Below are 17,564 nucleotides of genomic sequence, written 5' to 3' on the forward strand. Positions count from 1 at the left end.
CGCTGACGAATGCCGCTTAGGAGAAATAAATATCTTTGAAATTCAACGTTTTTGTCGTGTCAATCCTTCTGTTAAAACGCTCTGGTTTAATCTCAGAAAGGGTATCAAAACCACAAGCCTCCATTAATTCTATGGTCGCATGAACAGTATTCTTATGGAAGTTAGCCACCCGGTGCTTTTTATCAGTTACATCAATTCCCTTAAACAGGCTCTTGTCCTGGGTAGCAATACCTACCGGACATTTACCGCTATCGCATTTCAAGGCCTGAATACAACCTAAAGCCATCATCATTCCCCTCGCACTGTAACAGGCATCTGCTCCAAGCGCAACCACCCTCATGATGTCAAATCCGGTAATGATTTTCCCTGAAGCCAGAATTTTAATGTCATCTCTAAGGCCATATTTTTTTAGGGAGGTGTTTACAAATGCAAGGGCATCCAGTAATGGCATCCCCACATAGTCGGTATATTCAAGAGGTGCTGCTCCGGTTCCACCTTCTGCACCATCTATGGTAATAAAATCGGGAGAAATCCTGGTCAGCGACATGGCTTCACAGATGTCAATAAATTCCTGTTTACTTCCGATACATAATTTAAACCCTACAGGTTTACCTCCTGACAGCTCGCGCAATTGCTGAATAAAGCGCATCAGGCCAGTTGCATTAGAGAAAGTGCTGTGAGCGGGAGGGGACAGGATAGTCGTCCCAGCCACCACGTTTCTGATCTCTGCAATTTCAGGGGTATTTTTAGCGGCCGGTAAAATACCACCATGTCCTGGTTTTGCACCCTGGGATAATTTTAACTCAATCATCCTGACATATTCTCTTTTAGAGTTCTTTTGAAATAAAGCTGGATCAAATTTTCCTTCCGCGTCCCGGCATCCGAAATATCCGGTACCTACCTGCCAGATCAGGTCGCCACCACCTTTAACGTGATAAGGACTGATTCCTCCTTCGCCGGTATTGTGTGCAAACTTATTGAGATTTGCGCCATTACTTAGCGATTGGATGGCTGTTTTGCTCAATGCACCAAAACTCATGGCTCCAATGTTCAGGATGCTCAGGTTGTAAGGCTGTAAACAATTTTGCCCGCCTACCTTCACCCGAAGGTCCATATTGGTTAATTTTTTAGGGTAAATACTGTGTGATACCCATTCGTATCCTTCCTGATAAGGGTCTACCTGCATACCAAAAGCAACAGTTTCTCTTTCATTCTTTGCCCTTTGGTAAACAATAGAGCGTTGGCGACGGTTAAAAGGTTTTCCGTCCAGTTCGGATTCGAAAAAATACTGACGCATCTCTGGTCTGATAGACTCGAAGAAATAACGTAGCCGGCCAATAACCGGGTAATTGCGCAATACTGCATGTTTCGACTGAAATCGGTCGTAAGCCAAAGCGGTAACCAGAATAATCGGCAATGCGATCAATAGATAGAATGCCGATTTTTGGTAAAACGCATTCACGATTAAAGCTACAATGCCTAGTAAGGCGATCCAAAGAAATACTGTTCCAAGTAAGGAACGAAATTCTTTTTGTTTCATAAATTGAGGATAAATAAAAGAAAAATGATCATCCTGATAGGAATATGATTTAAGAATCTTATACCTTCAGTATGATTTAAATGATGATTTTGATAAATGAACAGGCCCCTGAATCAGATAATCTTAAGGTGAAAGATTCGGGGCAAAGAGAATAAAGTCTCTACAGGTACTCTGGAAGGCGAAGCCAAAGGCATAATTGTCTCTAACATATCGGCGGAAACGCCTATACACAGTTATATATTTACCCTCACTTGCTTTCATTGGGGCAAAGCTCGGCACCTTTTTCCTCAATTCAAAGCAATTCAAGGTTATTTAATTGTAAATAATTAATCCGGAAGGGATACAAAGTCAATGACCGCAGTGTAGCGATAGCGTTTATGAGACTGAATACTCAAGCCTACTGTATTCAATTTTGAAGAGGTATTCAGAAGGATTTTTCGGTGCCCCAGGTCGGCAACACCTTTGTCCAGCAATAACATACATATATTAGATAAGCCGGAACTAAAACCAAAAGCCAGACATTCCCCATTGGATTTATTAGGATATACCGCTCCGATACGCTGGGCAACTGAGCGTCCGTCGCTGGATTTATGACCGGTAAAATTATTTCTGTTCAGGTCCTTTCCATGAGCTCTGGCGATTCTGCTTAATGCTTCATCGGGCCAGAATACGGGAAAATTCTTAACATTCTCCAGATCCCTGCGCAGACTTCTGTAATAACTGCTGTTTCTGCTCACCTTTACTTCCTCGTAGTTTCCGTATTGCTGCATTTCCTGGTTGTGTGCATCCACAAATTCCTGGAAATAAGTATCGAAAAATCTTGCCCCATCCATTCTGGCCAGGTTCATGTAAATGACCATGTCTTTTTCTTCGGCAGTAAGATAATCGGCATTGCCGGCAGTATTGGCCATTCTCAATTCTTCTCTTGTCCAGCTGTCGTCCGGATCTGATCTTTGAACTGCATTTGGAGAGAGTAGGGGAAATAAGAGACAAAGGGTGACTGTAATTATTTTCATTCGTATTTATTATTCCTAAGCGCTAGGGTGATAAAGCGTTTATCAGCGTTTTAACGCAAAAAACCGGCCATATTGTATAATATATGGCGTATTATTTAATGAGGTACAGGATTGCCTGATAAAGAAAAAGGATGTCTTTTTGGGACATCCTTTTTCTCTGACACGGCATTGATCCTAAAATCTGTAGCTTATTGTTGTCATAAATTGTCTTGGAGGAATAGGGTTGATACTATAGTTCTCATGAACATAGTAGTTGAGCGTATTGCCTATGTTCGAAACTTTAGCCAGAAGGGATAATTTCTTAAAGCTATATCCTGCAGTAAAATCAAATGTGGTGAAATCTCCAACAGGGATCAGACGTGAGCCGGTAGGGCTGGTCAAATCAGCATAAGTATTGTTCCATCCTGCCATACGTTTACCGGTATAGAAGGCGGAAGCTCCCAGTTTAAGTCCTTTTACCGCTCCTTCACTAAAGGTGTAAAATAAAGTTCCATTGGCCGTGTGAGCGGTATTTCCTACAATGCGTTCTCCGACAACATTGTTTACCGGTTTTCCTGGTGTTTTGGTATAACGCATAAAGTTATAGCTATAACCTGCAAGGAAATTTAATCCGGAAACGATGGTTCCTGAAAGGTCAATTTCTAATCCGTCACTGGTCGTTTCTCCTGCAAATTCTCTGGCTGCGGTTGGTTCGTTATTCGGTAACACCACTGCTTGTGCGAAATCATGGTTGATGATTTTATACAAAGACAGGTTAGCCGTAATCTTTCCGTCAAACAACTCATTTTTAACACCTACTTCATACTGATCAATGATGGAGGCCTTCATGTTGTCACCGTTGATGTCAACGCCGCTATTTGGCGAAAAGTTATTGGAATAGCTGGCAAAAACAGAGGTAGTTTTTAAAGGTTGATAAACAAGACCTACTCTGGGAGAAAAAGCCTGTTCGTATCTGGCACGCACCGTTGTTGATTTTGCCGTTTCTCCCGTAGATACGGTATGTATTTTCGGAACGCCTACTGCCTGATAAGAATAACGCAGACCAGCGAGTACTTTAATCTTTTCAGATAAGGCAATTAAATCCTGGAAATATAAACCAACACGATCGGTAGGGGTTTTTGATGAGGACAATATTTGCGTATCCGGCATATCTGTTCTTGGCACGAACTTATTAGGGTCAAGAGTATTGATTTTATCGTAAACAGCACTAGTGGACAGATTAAAGGTATTCGTTAAATTCATATACCTGTCTCCATCCACACCTACTAATAAAGTATGTTTTACAGATCCGGTATTGAAAATACCGTTTAAGTTGATCTGCCCGGTATAGTAGTCTTCTGATGTTTTCTGGCGACTCAATTTACGTTCCCAGTCACCGATCTCAGAAGCCTGGATTCTCTCTGAAGAGAAATAGTTTCTGTCAAACGACTGGAAGGATCCGATCGCATTTAATTTCCAGTTGGCGTTAAACTGATGGTTCAGTTCTGCAGATGCCGTAGCTTGTTTTCCTTTATTGTAAGCCCAAACTGTGTTGAAAAATTCAGAACGTCCAATTGTAGTCGGGATTTTTCCGCCTAAAGAACCGATTCCAAAATCAGGAGTCAGGTCGTATTCCAGGTAATCACCCTGAACTAAAAGGCTGGTTTTTTCACTGATGTTATATAGTAATGAAGGATTGACATAGTAGCGGTCAGACTTTACGGTGTTTCTAAAGCTCTTTGCATTTTCATATGTTCCAATCACACGGAAAGCAAGGTCTTTACTGATAGGTCCGTAAATATCAGCACTGGGTTTGTAAAAATCGTAACTGCCTGCACGCATGGAAACTTCAGCGCCGTATTCGAATTTAGGTTTTTTGGTTACCATATTGATGACCGCTCCGCTGCTTACATTTCCGTAAAGTAATGCAGCACTACCTTTTAATACTTCTATGCTTTCCAGTGTACTGGTTTCAGGTAAAGAACCTGAATTTGTTCTGGCACCGTTTTTAAAATAGTTATTGGCTCCAAGGCTATAACCGCGAGCGAAAAAATTCTCTCCGGTAGTTCCTCTTGTTGTTCCAAGGGCTATACCGTTTACATTTTTCAATACATCACTTAACCTGCTTGCCTGCTGATCTGTAATGGTCTGGCTGCTGATAATCTGAATGGATTGTGGCAAATCTTTTGGAGCAATGGCAATCTTACCCATTGCAGCTGGCTTGAGATTCTGACTGTGTGTACCTGCGATAATTACCTCATTCAATTCTGAGGAGTTTTCGGACAGGATAAAGTCAACTTTGGTAGTTTGACCTTCTGTTACGATTACCTTTTGCGATTGCACCTGTAAACCTACATAAGAAGTCTTTACGGTGTATTCACCGGATTTTAAATTATGGAAACTAAAAGTTCCATCCTCTTTTGTCAGGGTTCTTCTGTTGTTTTCCACAATCTGAACGTTAACATATCCGGCAGGTTTTCCATCATTGGAGCTTACTTTTCCGGTAATACTTCCCCTGGCAGGGACCGACGCAAGTTGTGCAAATGTGTTTACAGATAAAAAAAGGAGCACTGTAATGCTGAGTAGTTTGTAAAAGTGTTTCATTGGCTTATTTAGACTTAATCTAACGAGCGGCAAATGTACTTTCTGATTTTGATATGACCAAATTTATCTGGATTAATTTTAAATAGACAGCTGTTTGAAAGTTAAATATGGCTTTAAGTGCCAATAGGGGAGGATAGAAAAAATAATAATAAAATATTTTTAAGCAGATATAATAATCTGAATGGATGAGCGTCTATATATGTGAGAGCGTTAATTTAAACGGGGCGGCTTCGGACGAAGCTTCCCCGTTTTCCTTTTTAGGACATCTGGCAGCTATCGCTGCAGAATCTGTGTTATTCTTATTTTGTTTCTTTATTATTAACAAAAATAAGTTTAGGGTTTCATTTTTTTTGACTAATTTGTTGGAACTGGTCAAGAATACATAAAATCATCCCCTATGAAGCTTAATCAACCGGTATTTTATATCGCACTCAGTTTATTTCTATGCCCCTTTATCATCAGGGCCCAGGGAATTGATATTCCCGTTACCTCTAAAACAAAACTCAATTTCTCGGGAATGCTCCAAAGTCAGTTTAATTATTCTCTGGATGATGATGTTGATGTTAAAGGGGTACACCATGCTGAAAAAGGACAATTTGCACACAACTCTTTTTCCGTTAAACGGGCAAGGTTACAGCTCAATGCTACGATCAGTGACCGTATCAATGCAGTTATTTTAGTCAATTTTGGTGATTTTACGGGAAATCCTGAAAATAAAGTGCTGGAAAATGCCTTTATTAAATATAGTGTCAATGACTATGTGAACTTTCAGTTCGGACAATTTCGTCCGCAATTCGGACAGGAAGACAATTACCCGGTAGATTTTGTGCAATCTATAGATTATTCCAATCAGTATTACCTGTTTGGAGGCAATAGCTGGCAAAGTTTCCAGATTGGTGCCAGTTTCTCCGGACAGATCAGGGACATTGCTGTTCCCATTCAATATGCTATTGGCATATTTAACGGAAACAACCGGAACACGGTAGACAATGATGATGGCAAAATCATCCCGGCAAGATTGGTTTTTGGATTGAGCAGGCAAACTCATCTAGGCCTTAGTGCAGGTGCAGGAAAAAATATGGGACAGAAGATCTGGGCCTATGGTGTTGATGTCGATTATAAAAAGCAACTCAATGAAAAATGGGGTGTTCAACTCATTTCTGAATATAAACAAGGCATCAACAGTCAACAGTTTTTTAAACAGACAGAACCATTAATCCCTATCAGCAGATATGCCATGAGGGGAATTTATGTGCTCCCGAATGTCAGCTATAGCTTTAAGAACACCCGTTTAAAAGACCTTGAATTTGCCTTCCGTTATGAATACCTTGATGCGGACTTTAAACAGTCAGGAAATGCCAGACAAAGTTATATCCCTATGATAAGTGCTTCCTTTGCTGAAGCCTATGCAATCCGGGTACAGCTGGGGCTTCAGATGGACCGGTTTCAGGAAAACATTCCAAACACAACAGAATACAATACCAATAGAGTGATCTGCCAGGTGCAGGCAAGGTTCTAACCTAAAAATTCCCAATTTTATGCAAGAAATTAACTACAAAATGATGCTGGTTACCCTGGTCTTTGGGGTAATTATTTGGTTTATTCCTGTGCCGGAAGGTGTTAAGCCCGAAGCCTGGCATTTACTGGCCATTTTTCTGGGAACGATCCTCGGGATCATCCTAAAAGCGGCTTCTATGGGGACCATGTCAATGATTGCCATTGCAACAGTCGCCCTCTCGGGTGTATTGGCACCGGGAGATCCGGGTAAATCCATTTCTCTGGCCTTAAGCAGCTTTGGAGATAAGGTCATCTGGCTGATCGGCATTTCTTTCTTTATTGCTCGCGGGTTTATCAAAACAGGATTAGGAAGCAGAATTGCCTATCTTTTTATCCGTGTATTTGGACGTAGCTCCCTCGGTTTAGGTTATGGCTTAGGCTTGGCTGATCTGGTGCTCGCACCAGCTATTCCAAGCAATACAGCCCGGGGCGGGGGAATCATCTACCCGATTATGAAATCTATGGCCCTGAATTTTGATTCCGTTCCTGAAAAGCCGGAAACGCACAGAAGACTGGGCGCTTACCTGACGTTAAACAGTTACAACATCAACTTGATTACTTCGGCAATGTTTCTTACCGGAACAGCAAGCAATCCGATGTGCCAGAAGTTTGCAGCAGACCTTGGAATTCACATCACCTGGATGTCCTGGATGTGGGCTGCGATTGTTCCGGGAATCATTTCTCTGATTGCCGTGCCTTATATTATCTATAAAATCTATCCTCCGGAAATTAAGTCTACCAATGGGGCGACAAAAATGGCGACAGAAAAATTGAAAGAAATGGGCGGAGTAACGCGTAATGAATGGCTTATGCTGACTGCTTTTTTTGTCTTGCTTTTTTTATGGATTACCGGTGATCTTTTTAAAATTGATGCAACCACGACTGCTTTTATCGGTCTGGTGTTTTTACTTCTTTCACAGGTGCTGACCTGGGAAGATGTGAAAAGTGAAAAAGGAGCCTGGGATACCATCGTCTGGTTTTCTGCCCTGGTGATGATGGGTAGTGCACTCAACCAGCTTGGCTTAATCCCATGGTTCAGTAATCTGGTGAAAGCAAAAATAGGAGGGATGAGCTGGACAATGGCCTTTCCAATTATTATTCTTGTTTACTATTATAGCCATTACCTGTTTGCGAGTGCAACTGCGCATGTTGCCTCTATGTATGCCGCACTATTGGGGGTAGGCGTAACAATAGGTATTCCGCCAATGCTCCTGGCCTTATCTCTTGGATATTGCGGAGGGATATTCGGTACATTAACTCATTACGGACATGGTCCGGCACCTGTATTTTTTGGAAGCACCTTTGTAGACGTGAAAGACTGGTGGTCCAGAGGGTTTATATTGAGTATCGTTTTTCTGATTATCTGGATGGGGCTCGGCGGTTTGTGGTGGAAAGTGATCGGTTTATATTAACTCAGAACGCATGGAAAAAAAAAGTAGCTGGTCAACCCTCATGCGGAAAACGCTGATGGCGCTATCAGGATTATTCCTTTGTTTCTTTCTGGTGATTCACCTCCTGGGAAACCTGCAACTGCTGATGCCTGAAGAACAGGCGAAGGAGAGCTTTAACAATTATTCTCAATTACTTTCCGGAAATATCTTTATCAAGGTCATTTCCTATGTGTTATACACTTCCATTGTTGTCCACTGTCTGGATGCTTTAGTAATCACCCTTTCTAACCGGAAAACTGCTGGCAAATATGCATTCGATCAGCGGGGAGCGTCGAGTAAATGGTATTCGAGAAATATGGGGATCCTGGGCACACTGATATTGGTTTTTCTGGTATTTCATTTTAAAGATTTCTGGTATCAGTACAAGTTTGGCAGTTTGCCGAAAGATGAGTACGGGCATAAAGATTTATATACGATTGTAATTGCCGCTTATCAGGATTGGTGGTATGTGCTCTTTTATGTATTGTCCATGTTTGCATTGGGCTATCATTTGTTGCATGGTTTTTTTAGTGCTGCCCGCACATTGGGTGTCTATCATCCCAAATATGTTTCCTGGATCAGAACCTTTGGGAAAGGTTATAGTTATGTCATTACCATAGGCTTCGCTATCATTCCGATTTATATTTATTTAACTCAACATATGTAGTATGGAACTGAACGCTAAAATACCTCCAGGGCCATTAAAAGATAAATGGAACTTTTATAAAGATCATGCAAAACTGGTAAACCCAGCCAATAGAAAAAAAATGGAGGTGATTGTAGTCGGCACCGGGCTTGCAGGAAGTGCTGCAGCGGCATCGCTTGGGGAGATGGGCTATATGGTGAAATCATTTTGTTTTCAGGATTCTGCAAGAAGGGCTCATTCCGTAGCTGCACAGGGTGGGGTAAATGCTGCCAAGAATTATAAAAATGATGGAGATAGCGTGTACCGTATGTTTTACGACACGATTAAAGGTGGAGATTTCCGATCCAGGGAGGCTAACGTCTACCGCTTGGCAGAATGTTCTGCACAGCTAATTGATCAGGCTGTTGCCCAGGGTGTTCCCTTTGGCCGGGAGTACGGCGGATATTTAAATAACCGCTCTTTTGGGGGCGTACAGGTAAGCCGGACATTTTATGCCAGGGGACAAACCGGACAGCAGTTGTTATTGGGTGCCTATCAGGCATTGATGAGACAGGTGTCAGCAAAAACAGTGACACTTTATACCCGTCATGAGATGTTGGACCTGGTATTGGTGGACGGAAAGGCCAGAGGAATTATCGTGAGAAATTTAGATACCGGAGAGATAGAGCGTCATAGTGCACATACCGTAATTCTGGCTACCGGTGGTTTTGGTAAAATCTATTACTTATCTACATTGGCGATGGGCTGTAATGCTTCAGCCATCTGGCGTGCGCATAAAAAAGGGGCGTTTATGGCCTGTCCGAGCTGGACGCAGGTTCACCCGACTTCCCTTCCCCAATCTGGAGATTACCAAAGCAAACTGACGCTGATGTCTGAATCCTTGCGTAATGATGGTCGGATATGGGTACCGTTAAACCGGGAGGAAAAGAGAAACCCAAATGATATTCCTGAGAATGAACGTGATTATTATCTGGAACGCCGATACCCTGCTTTTGGAAATCTGGCGCCACGGGATATTTCATCCCGGGCAGCTAAAGAACGTATTGACGCCGGTTTTGGAGTAGGCCCTCAACGGAATGCTGTATATCTCGATTTCTCCAAAGCAATAAAAGAACAGGGAAAAGAAAAAATCAGGGAAAAATATGGGAATCTGTTTGATATGTATCGTAAAATCACCGCTACAGATGCTTATGCTGAACCTATGATGATCTCTCCAGCAGCACATTTTTCTATGGGTGGGCTATGGGTAGATTATGAGCTAATGACCACCATTCCGGGATTATTTGCCCTCGGTGAAGCCAATTTTGCAGATCATGGTGCCAACCGGCTTGGTGCAAACTCTCTGTTGCAGGCTTGTGTTGATGGTTATTTTGTTGCTCCTTATACCGTTTCCAATTACCTGTCAGGGGAGATTCATTCAGAAAAGCTGGAAACAGATACGCAGGAGTTTGTTGATGCTGAGGTACAGGTGCGGGCACACCTGGGGAGATTGCTGGCTATAGGGGGAACTAAAACAGCCGACCATTATCATAAAATACTCGGTAAACTGCTATACGACCATTGTGGCTTGTCGAGAAGTAAAAAAGGATTGTTATATGCTATAGAAGAAATCAAAAAACTGCGGGAGGATTTCTATGAACACCTTAAAGTTCCGGGCACTGAAGACGAAATGAATGGGGAACTGGAGAAAGCGGGTCGAATCAGTGATTACCTGGAAGTGGCGGAGCTGATGTGTCAGGATGCCTTAACCAGGGAAGAGTCCTGTGGAGCTCATTTTAGGGAGGAGTATCAGACGGCAGAAGGAGAAGCTTTAAGGAATGATGAGCAGTTCTGCTTTGTTTCTGCCTGGCAATGGCAGGGGGAGAACAAGGAAGAGCAGTTGGTTCCCGAACCGCTGTATTTTGAACAGGTAGAATTAACCGTAAGGAGTTACAAATAATAAAACCGGCTTATGAAGATCAATTTGAAAATATGGAGGCAAAGTGATGCCGGAAGTCCAGGTAGATTAGTAGATTATAAACTGGACAATGTAATCCCTCACATGTCTTTTCTCGAGATGATGGATACCCTGAATGAACAGCTGGTCTTGAACGGAGACCGCCCGGTAGAATTTGACCATGATTGCAGGGAGGGCATTTGTGGTCAATGTGGAATGATGATTAACGGGCGCGCACATGGACCAGTTGAACACCTTACGACTTGTCAGCTGCACATGCGGGAATTCAAAGATGGAGATACCATTTATGTAGAACCTTTCCGGGCTCAGGCTTTTCCGGTAAAAAGAGACCTGAGGGTAGACCGGTCGGCATTCGACAGGATCATTATGGCAGGGGGATTTGTCTCGGTAAATACTGGACAGGCTCCGGAGGCAAACGGAATTCCCATTAGCCATGAACAAGCGGAATCGGCTTTTGATTCTGCAGCCTGTATTGGATGTGGTGCCTGTGTGGCTACCTGCAAAAATTCCAGTGCTGCGCTGTTTACAGGCGCGAAGATTGCACACCTGGCTCAGTTGCCGCAGGGAAAGATAGAATCCAGAAAAAGGGTGCTTTCGATGGTGGACCAGATGGATATAGAAGCTTTCGGTCATTGCAGCAATACAGAGGCCTGTGAAGTAGAATGTCCGCAGCATATTTCCGTGTTAAATATCGCCAGAATGAATTGGGAATATAGCCTGAGTAAAGTTCTAAAAAAGTAAACCCGTGTATCCCCCTTCAGACAGAAAATAAAGAATCCGGTATTGCCTATCAATACCGGATTCTTTATTGGATTATATTCTTTATACTTATTGCAATAAGTTTTTCCAGCTTACTTTGCTGGAGATTAAGGATTCCAGGTCTTTAATGTCTATACGTTGTTGTTCCATGGTATCGCGATGACGGATGGTTACCGAATCATCTTCCAGCGTCTGGTGATCAATGGTGATACAGAATGGCGTTCCAATGGCGTCTTGTCTGCGGTAACGTTTACCAATCGCATCCTTTTCTTCATACAAACAGTTGAAATCAAGTTTCAGATTGTTCATGATTTCTCTTGCTTTTTCCGGTAAGCCATCTTTTTTAGTTAATGGGAAGATCGCTACTTTATATGGAGCCAGACAAGGGTGTAAGCGAAGTAATGTTCTGCTATCTTGTTTCTCTCCGTCACTCAGATCCTGCTCTTCAAAAGCATTGATCATCGTTAACAGGAACATGCGGTCTAAACCAATGGAGGTTTCGATCACATAAGGGATATAATTTCCATAAGGTTTTCCTTCTTCATTCAGTTCTGCATCGAAATATTGCATTTTCTTGTTAGAGAACTTCTGATGTTGTGAAAGATCAAAATCCGTACGGCTGTGAATACCTTCTACCTCTTTAAATCCAAAAGGGAATTCAAACTCGATATCCGTAGCGGCATTAGCATAGTGAGCCAGTTTCACATGGTCATGGAAGCGATATTTATCGGCAGAAGTTCCTAATGCCTTATGCCATTTTAAACGGGCTTCTTTCCAGTAAGCAAACCATTTGGCGTCTTCACCCGGACGAACAAAGAATTGCATTTCCATTTGCTCGAACTCGCGCATTCTCATGATGAACTGACGGGCAATTACTTCATTTCTGAAGGCCTTTCCTATTTGAGCAATTCCAAAAGGAATTTTCATTCTTCCTGATTTCTGTACGTTTAAGAAATTCACAAAAATACCTTGTGCTGTTTCCGGACGTAGATATACTTCATCAGATCCTTCAGCCATTGCACCGAATTGAGTACTGAACATCAGGTTAAACTGACGTACTTCTGTCCAGTTTTTTGTTCCACTTACCGGGCAGGCGATCTCATGTTCTTCAATTAATAATTTTAAACGGGGAAGGTCTTCTGCCTGTAAAGCTTCGTCCATATCCGCCTGCAGTTTTGCAGCTTTATCGGTCTTTCCGTCTTTTTCGTAGCGGGCAATTTTATCTTCTAACAACTGATCGGCACGATAGCGTTTTTTAGAGTCTTTGTTATCGATCATCGGATCGTTAAACCCATCTACGTGTCCGCTGGCTTTCCATACTTTCGGGTGCATAAAAATTGCTGAATCTATTCCTACAATATTTTCATGCATCTGAACCATGGATTTCCACCAGTAAGTTTTAATGTTGTTCTTTAATTCAGCACCCAGCTGCCCGTAATCATATACAGCACTCAGTCCATCATAAATTTCGCTGCTTTGGAATACAAAACCGTATTCCTTGGCGTGTGATATTACATTTTTAAATTGTTCGTCGTTAGTATTCTTTGCCATAGTGATGCAAATATAGAAGATTAACAAATAAATCTTCTACCCGAAATCAGATGATTCCAAAAAACAATAGATGCATCATGTCCGTTCCTGCCCTGAGTTTACATAAGAAAGTTTTTCAAGAGAGAAAAATGAGTATGAAAAATGAACGTCCAAACAAAAGAAAAGGAGGCACAGAGTGGAATCATTCCGAGAGTCTTAGAGTACAGATCGCCTTAGAGTATCTTGATGGTGATTTTAGCCAGGTTCAAATAGAACGTAAGTATGGGTTATCGCCCAATACGGTTTATAGATTCGTATCTTGGTACAAAAGTAATCATAACCATCTTATGCCAGAAGCCGTCAACGTAGCTGAAGAGCTGCCTTTCAGCGCTAAAGAACGAAGAGAGCTGGAAAAGCGGCTGGCCTTATCAGAACTGAAGGTCGCCGTGCTGGAAAAAGTGATTGCCATTGCTAATGAGGAATATGGTACAGATCTTAAAAAAAAAGCTGCTACCAAGTGATCTCAGAACTCAGAGGCACCCGCAAATACTATAGCATAGCTCTTCTTTGCGCCACATTTGATTATACCAGGCAAGCCTGGTATAATCATCTAAAAAGTGTTGAATTGCATCTTCTGGAGGAGCATATTGTACTTGAAAAAATCATTGAGATCCGTAAAGCGCTTCCTAAAACAGGATGCATAAAGTTGTATAAAGAACTCAATAATGGCTTTTTACAGGCCCATGGTATCACTATGGGAAGAGATGCGGTATTTGAATTCGTACGTTCTAATGGAATGTTGATCAAGACAAAAAAGAAATGGGTTCGTACAACAAATTCTTTTCACCGGTTTAAAGTTCATCCTGATCTGGTGCAGCGCAGGCCAGCGATACATGCTGAAGAAATATGGGTAAGCGATATTACTTATCTGCGTACCAGTACTTGTTTTCTTTATTTATCACTAATCACAGATGCCTATTCAAGAAAGATCGTAGGTCATCATTTGGCGACTGATTTAAAGGCAATCGGATGTATTAAAGCATTAAATCTAGCCTTAAAAGGAAGATTGTATCCAAACAGACCCCTTATTCATCACTCAGACAGAGGAACTCAATATTGTTGCGATGACTATGTGACCATGCTTAAAGACAATGGAATACAAATCAGTATGACTCAGACAGGCAGTCCATATGATAATGCAATAGCAGAAAGAGTGAATGGAATACTGAAAATGGAACTAGGGTTGGAAAAGACCTTTAAAAATGTAGCCCAGGCGAAAGTATCAGTAGAACTGGCTATGGATAAATACAATAATTTAAGAATGCATTCCAGTTGCGAATTCCAAACCCCACAGCTGACTCACATGGTGGAGAATATCGTTCCAAAACAACAAAAAACACAATCCTTACTGCCTATGTAAACTCAAAACAGGAAAATCAGCATTTTTGGGTAAACTTATATCAGTAATAAAATTTATCATTGTAAACCTATATCAGTAAAACAAAAAAACTACGTAAACACTAATCAGTAATTTACTTTCTGTATGTAAACTTATTGCAGTATAAGACACTCTGTAATGAGTCCGGGGTTGGAAGGTAATTGCGAGGTAGCTACGAGGTAGTTGCGAGGTAGTTGAAAGGTTAAAACAATAATGCAACTACCTCTCAGATACCTTTCAACTACCTCGCAATTACCTTCCAACCCCGGACTCTGTACGAAGGATCCCCGAAGCGATCTCAGCGCGATGTCTAGCTTAACAAGTCATTCTTAAATAACTTAGCATCGTCCTGAATTAAATTTAACATGTCCCTGATAGGCATCACAGATTATTGATTTTTCCTGTTTTACGGTTACATAGGTAATCAATTTTGGGTTTTTGTAGTCCTGGATTGATATTTTTAAGCATATGGAAGGTACTATATGCTATAGTATATATCATATAACAGATGATTTAGTCCGCTACGAGCGGTATGATTTGCTTTTTTTCAGCTGATCTTGCGCTGGTGTATATTTTACGTTAAGTATAGATGAAGTTTTTTCTTCTGTAAATCATGCAGTTAGGGGTGTGATACAATTATAATGGATGAATTGTTTTGAGAACGGATAAAATTTCCTACTTTTGCATCCCGCTTCGGAGGAAGAGAGACATTGAGGTTGATAAGAGAGAAGGATTTGAAAGATTGCAGTAGAGATGAGTCAGAGGTTGTTTTGACGGTTTATTAACCAGGAAAGACAAAGTAAAAAAGTTTCAAAAAAAGCTTGACAATAACAAAAAGATTTCTACCTTTGCAGTCCCAACAAAAACGGGGGTTACCAAACGGAGTTTAGTAACAAAAACAAAAAGACTGAAACGATTGGAATTTCGAAACTGACACCAGGAACATTAAGACCCGGAAGAAACAGAGAAAAGAAGATTGCCACATAAAAGAAGAACCGCGAGGAGATTCGAAAAGTTCATTAAAGAGATGTCATTTATAGCGTAGCGAGGTAAGATAGTACCGTTTCAAAGTACATGAAAACCAAAGCTATTTTTTCAAGTCAGAATCTGACAGACAATACAAAAAAGAATAAAGACTATTATTAACAAGTTAAGAATGGTCAGCGTTCAAACAACACATTTTACAATGGAGAGTTTGATCCTGGCTCAGGATGAACGCTAGCGGCAGGCCTAATACATGCAAGTCGAACGATACCATTTAGCTTGCTAGATGGGAAAGTGGCGCACGGGTGCGTAACGCGTATGCAACCTACCTTAATCAGGGGGATAGCCCGAAGAAATTCGGATTAACACCGCATAAAATCACAGTACAGCATTGTACAATGATCAAATATTTATAGGATTAAGATGGGCATGCGTGTCATTAGTTAGTTGGCGAGGTAACGGCTCACCAAGACCACGATGACTAGGGGATCTGAGAGGATGACCCCCCACACTGGTACTGAGACACGGACCAGACTCCTACGGGAGGCAGCAGTAAGGAATATTGGTCAATGGAGGCAACTCTGAACCAGCCATGCCGCGTGCAGGAAGACAGCCCTCTGGGTCGTAAACTGCTTTTATTCGGGAATAAACCTACTTACGTGTAAGTAGCTGAATGTACCGAAGGAATAAGGATCGGCTAACTCCGTGCCAGCAGCCGCGGTAATACGGAGGATCCAAGCGTTATCCGGATTTATTGGGTTTAAAGGGTGCGTAGGCGGCTTATTAAGTCAGGGGTGAAAGACGGTGGCTCAACCATCGCAGTGCCCTTGATACTGATGAGCTTGAATACACTAGAGGTAGGCGGAATGTGACAAGTAGCGGTGAAATGCATAGATATGTCACAGAACACCGATTGCGAAGGCAGCTTACTATGGTGTCATTGACGCTGAGGCACGAAAGCGTGGGGATCAAACAGGATTAGATACCCTGGTAGTCCACGCCCTAAACGATGAATACTCGCTGTTAGCGATACACAGTTAGCGGCTAAGCGAAAGCGTTAAGTATTCCACCTGGGGAGTACGCCCGCAAGGGTGAAACTCAAAGGAATTGACGGGGGCCCGCACAAGCGGAGGAGCATGTGGTTTAATTCGATGATACGCGAGGAACCTTACCCGGGCTTGAAAGTTAGTGAATGAGATAGAGATATTTCAGTGAGCAATCACACGAAACTAGGTGCTGCATGGCTGTCGTCAGCTCGTGCCGTGAGGTGTTGGGTTAAGTCCCGCAACGAGCGCAACCCCTATGTTTAGTTGCCAGCACGTTAAGGTGGGGACTCTAAACAGACTGCCTGTGCAAACAGAGAGGAAGGAGGGGACGACGTCAAGTCATCATGGCCCTTACGTCCGGGGCTACACACGTGCTACAATGGATGGTACAGAGGGCAGCAAGCTGGCAACAGCAAGCAAATCTCAAAAAGCCATTCACAGTTCGGATAGAGGTCTGCAACTCGACCTCTTGAAGTTGGATTCGCTAGTAATCGCGTATCAGCAATGACGCGGTGAATACGTTCCCGGGCCTTGTACACACCGCCCGTCAAGCCATGGAAGTTGGGGGTACCTAAAGTATGTAACCGCAAGGAGCGTCCTAGGGTAAAACCGATAACTGGGGCTAAGTCGTAACAAGGTAGCCGTACCGGAAGGTGCGGCTGGAATACCTCCTTTCTGGAGTAGTTCAGACTACTCGCTACGTAAATGATATAAATGACAAAAAAATCTCAAAAAGAAAAACCCATAGGATGAAACATCACTTAGTGTTCTCATACTGCAGTAAAGACAAATAGTCCCGTAGCTCAGTTTGGTTAGAGCACTACACTGATAATGTAGGGGTCAGCAGTTCAAATCTGCTCGGGACTACAGATATATTCTAAGGGGGATTAGCTCAGCTGGCTAGAGCGCCTGCCTTGCACGCAGGAGGTCAACGGTTCGACTCCGTTATTCTCCACCATTACCCAGGCTTAATACAAAAGGCCAAGAAATATGATTACGGATTGTGATCAGGGGAAGTAAAGTTCTTTGACATATTGGAAGAAGTTAAAAAAGAAGAGCAAACAACAATAGAGACGTT

At 42.2% G+C, this 17,564-nt stretch carries 11 protein-coding genes, 2 tRNA genes and 1 rRNA gene; 10 read left to right on the forward strand and 4 right to left on the reverse strand.

What is annotated here, in order from left to right; all coding sequences use genetic code 11:
• Positions 1 to 16: 16 nt before the first annotated feature.
• From BFS30_RS10395 to BFS30_RS10405, 3 genes are all read right to left on the reverse strand, one after another.
• Positions 17 to 1,540, reverse strand: a complete 1,524-nt coding sequence (locus BFS30_RS10395; protein WP_069379233.1) for an FMN-binding glutamate synthase family protein — start codon at positions 1,538 to 1,540, stop codon at positions 17 to 19.
• Between the two features lie 326 nt (positions 1,541 to 1,866).
• Positions 1,867 to 2,556, reverse strand: a complete 690-nt coding sequence (locus BFS30_RS10400; RefSeq protein ID WP_069379234.1) for a CAP domain-containing protein — start codon at positions 2,554 to 2,556, stop codon at positions 1,867 to 1,869.
• A 174-nt stretch (positions 2,557 to 2,730) separates the two neighbouring features.
• Positions 2,731 to 5,139 (reverse strand): TonB-dependent receptor, encoded by a 2,409-nt coding sequence (locus tag BFS30_RS10405; protein WP_069379235.1) that lies wholly within the window; start codon positions 5,137 to 5,139, stop codon positions 2,731 to 2,733.
• Between the two features lie 397 nt (positions 5,140 to 5,536).
• Between BFS30_RS10405 and BFS30_RS10410 the strand changes: the two genes are divergently transcribed.
• From BFS30_RS10410 to BFS30_RS10430, 5 genes are read left to right on the forward strand one after another with little or no spacing between them, the layout of a single operon-like run.
• Positions 5,537 to 6,658: a porin gene (locus BFS30_RS10410; protein WP_069379236.1), complete on the forward strand. Its 1,122-nt coding sequence runs from the start codon at positions 5,537 to 5,539 to the stop codon at positions 6,656 to 6,658.
• A gap of 19 nt (positions 6,659 to 6,677) precedes the next feature.
• Entirely contained in the window at positions 6,678 to 8,108 is a 1,431-nt protein-coding gene (locus BFS30_RS10415) for an anion permease (RefSeq protein WP_069379237.1), read from the forward strand.
• 10 nt (positions 8,109 to 8,118) lie between these two features.
• The gene (locus BFS30_RS10420; RefSeq protein ID WP_069379238.1) at positions 8,119 to 8,793 is read left to right on the forward strand and encodes a succinate dehydrogenase cytochrome b subunit; all 675 of its coding nucleotides are present in this window, start codon (positions 8,119 to 8,121) and stop codon (positions 8,791 to 8,793) included.
• Between the two features lies 1 nt (position 8,794).
• Positions 8,795 to 10,711 carry a fumarate reductase/succinate dehydrogenase flavoprotein subunit gene (locus BFS30_RS10425; RefSeq protein ID WP_069379239.1) on the forward strand — a complete coding sequence of 639 codons (1,917 nt, stop codon included), beginning with the start codon at positions 8,795 to 8,797 and terminating at the stop codon, positions 10,709 to 10,711.
• Positions 10,712 to 10,723: 12 nt separating this feature from the next.
• A complete protein-coding gene (locus BFS30_RS10430; RefSeq protein ID WP_069379240.1) occupies positions 10,724 to 11,470 on the forward strand; it encodes a succinate dehydrogenase/fumarate reductase iron-sulfur subunit in 747 nt (248 codons plus the stop codon).
• An 87-nt stretch (positions 11,471 to 11,557) separates the two neighbouring features.
• On the opposite strand, the gene BFS30_RS10435 is transcribed toward BFS30_RS10430, so the two are convergent.
• Positions 11,558 to 13,039: a glycine--tRNA ligase gene (locus BFS30_RS10435; protein WP_069379241.1), complete on the reverse strand. Its 1,482-nt coding sequence runs from the start codon at positions 13,037 to 13,039 to the stop codon at positions 11,558 to 11,560.
• Positions 13,040 to 13,116: 77 nt separating this feature from the next.
• Between BFS30_RS10435 and BFS30_RS10440 the strand changes: the two genes are divergently transcribed.
• The 5 genes from BFS30_RS10440 to BFS30_RS10460 all read left to right on the forward strand — a co-directional run bounded on the left by BFS30_RS10440 (position 13,117) and on the right by BFS30_RS10460 (position 17,444).
• Positions 13,117 to 13,539 carry a helix-turn-helix domain-containing protein gene (locus BFS30_RS10440; RefSeq protein ID WP_069379959.1) on the forward strand — a complete coding sequence of 141 codons (423 nt, stop codon included), beginning with the start codon at positions 13,117 to 13,119 and terminating at the stop codon, positions 13,537 to 13,539.
• Entirely contained in the window at positions 13,536 to 14,438 is a 903-nt protein-coding gene (locus BFS30_RS10445; protein ID WP_157262844.1) for an IS3 family transposase, read from the forward strand. Before BFS30_RS10440 ends, BFS30_RS10445 begins: the two co-directional genes overlap by 4 nt.
• Positions 14,439 to 15,639: 1,201 nt before the next feature.
• Positions 15,640 to 17,161 (forward strand): 16S ribosomal RNA (locus tag BFS30_RS10450).
• 117 nt (positions 17,162 to 17,278) lie between these two features.
• A tRNA-Ile gene (locus BFS30_RS10455) sits at positions 17,279 to 17,353 on the forward strand.
• Positions 17,354 to 17,367: 14 nt separating this feature from the next.
• A tRNA-Ala gene (locus tag BFS30_RS10460) sits at positions 17,368 to 17,444 on the forward strand.
• Positions 17,445 to 17,564 lie beyond the last annotated feature (120 nt).

The sequence above is a fragment of the Pedobacter steynii genome, assembly GCF_001721645.1.
GTDB lineage: Bacteria > Bacteroidota > Bacteroidia > Sphingobacteriales > Sphingobacteriaceae > Pedobacter > Pedobacter steynii_A.

Bases quoted from the DNA above. Each gene is read 5' to 3' on its own strand.
- BFS30_RS10410 (WP_069379236.1), top strand. From the start codon at position 5,537: ATGAAGCTTAATCAACCGGTATTTTATATCGCACTCAGTTTATTTCTA.
- BFS30_RS10400 (WP_069379234.1), bottom strand. From the start codon at position 2,556: ATGAAAATAATTACAGTCACCCTTTGTCTCTTATTTCCCCTACTCTCT.
- BFS30_RS10395 (WP_069379233.1), bottom strand. From the start codon at position 1,540: ATGAAACAAAAAGAATTTCGTTCCTTACTTGGAACAGTATTTCTTTGG.
- BFS30_RS10415 (WP_069379237.1), top strand. From the start codon at position 6,678: ATGCAAGAAATTAACTACAAAATGATGCTGGTTACCCTGGTCTTTGGG.
- BFS30_RS10405 (WP_069379235.1), bottom strand. From the start codon at position 5,139: ATGAAACACTTTTACAAACTACTCAGCATTACAGTGCTCCTTTTTTTA.
- BFS30_RS10435 (WP_069379241.1), bottom strand. From the start codon at position 13,039: ATGGCAAAGAATACTAACGACGAACAATTTAAAAATGTAATATCACAC.
- BFS30_RS10425 (WP_069379239.1), top strand. From the start codon at position 8,795: ATGGAACTGAACGCTAAAATACCTCCAGGGCCATTAAAAGATAAATGG.
- BFS30_RS10440 (WP_069379959.1), top strand. From the start codon at position 13,117: ATGTCCGTTCCTGCCCTGAGTTTACATAAGAAAGTTTTTCAAGAGAGA.
- BFS30_RS10420 (WP_069379238.1), top strand. From the start codon at position 8,119: ATGGAAAAAAAAAGTAGCTGGTCAACCCTCATGCGGAAAACGCTGATG.
- BFS30_RS10430 (WP_069379240.1), top strand. From the start codon at position 10,724: ATGAAGATCAATTTGAAAATATGGAGGCAAAGTGATGCCGGAAGTCCA.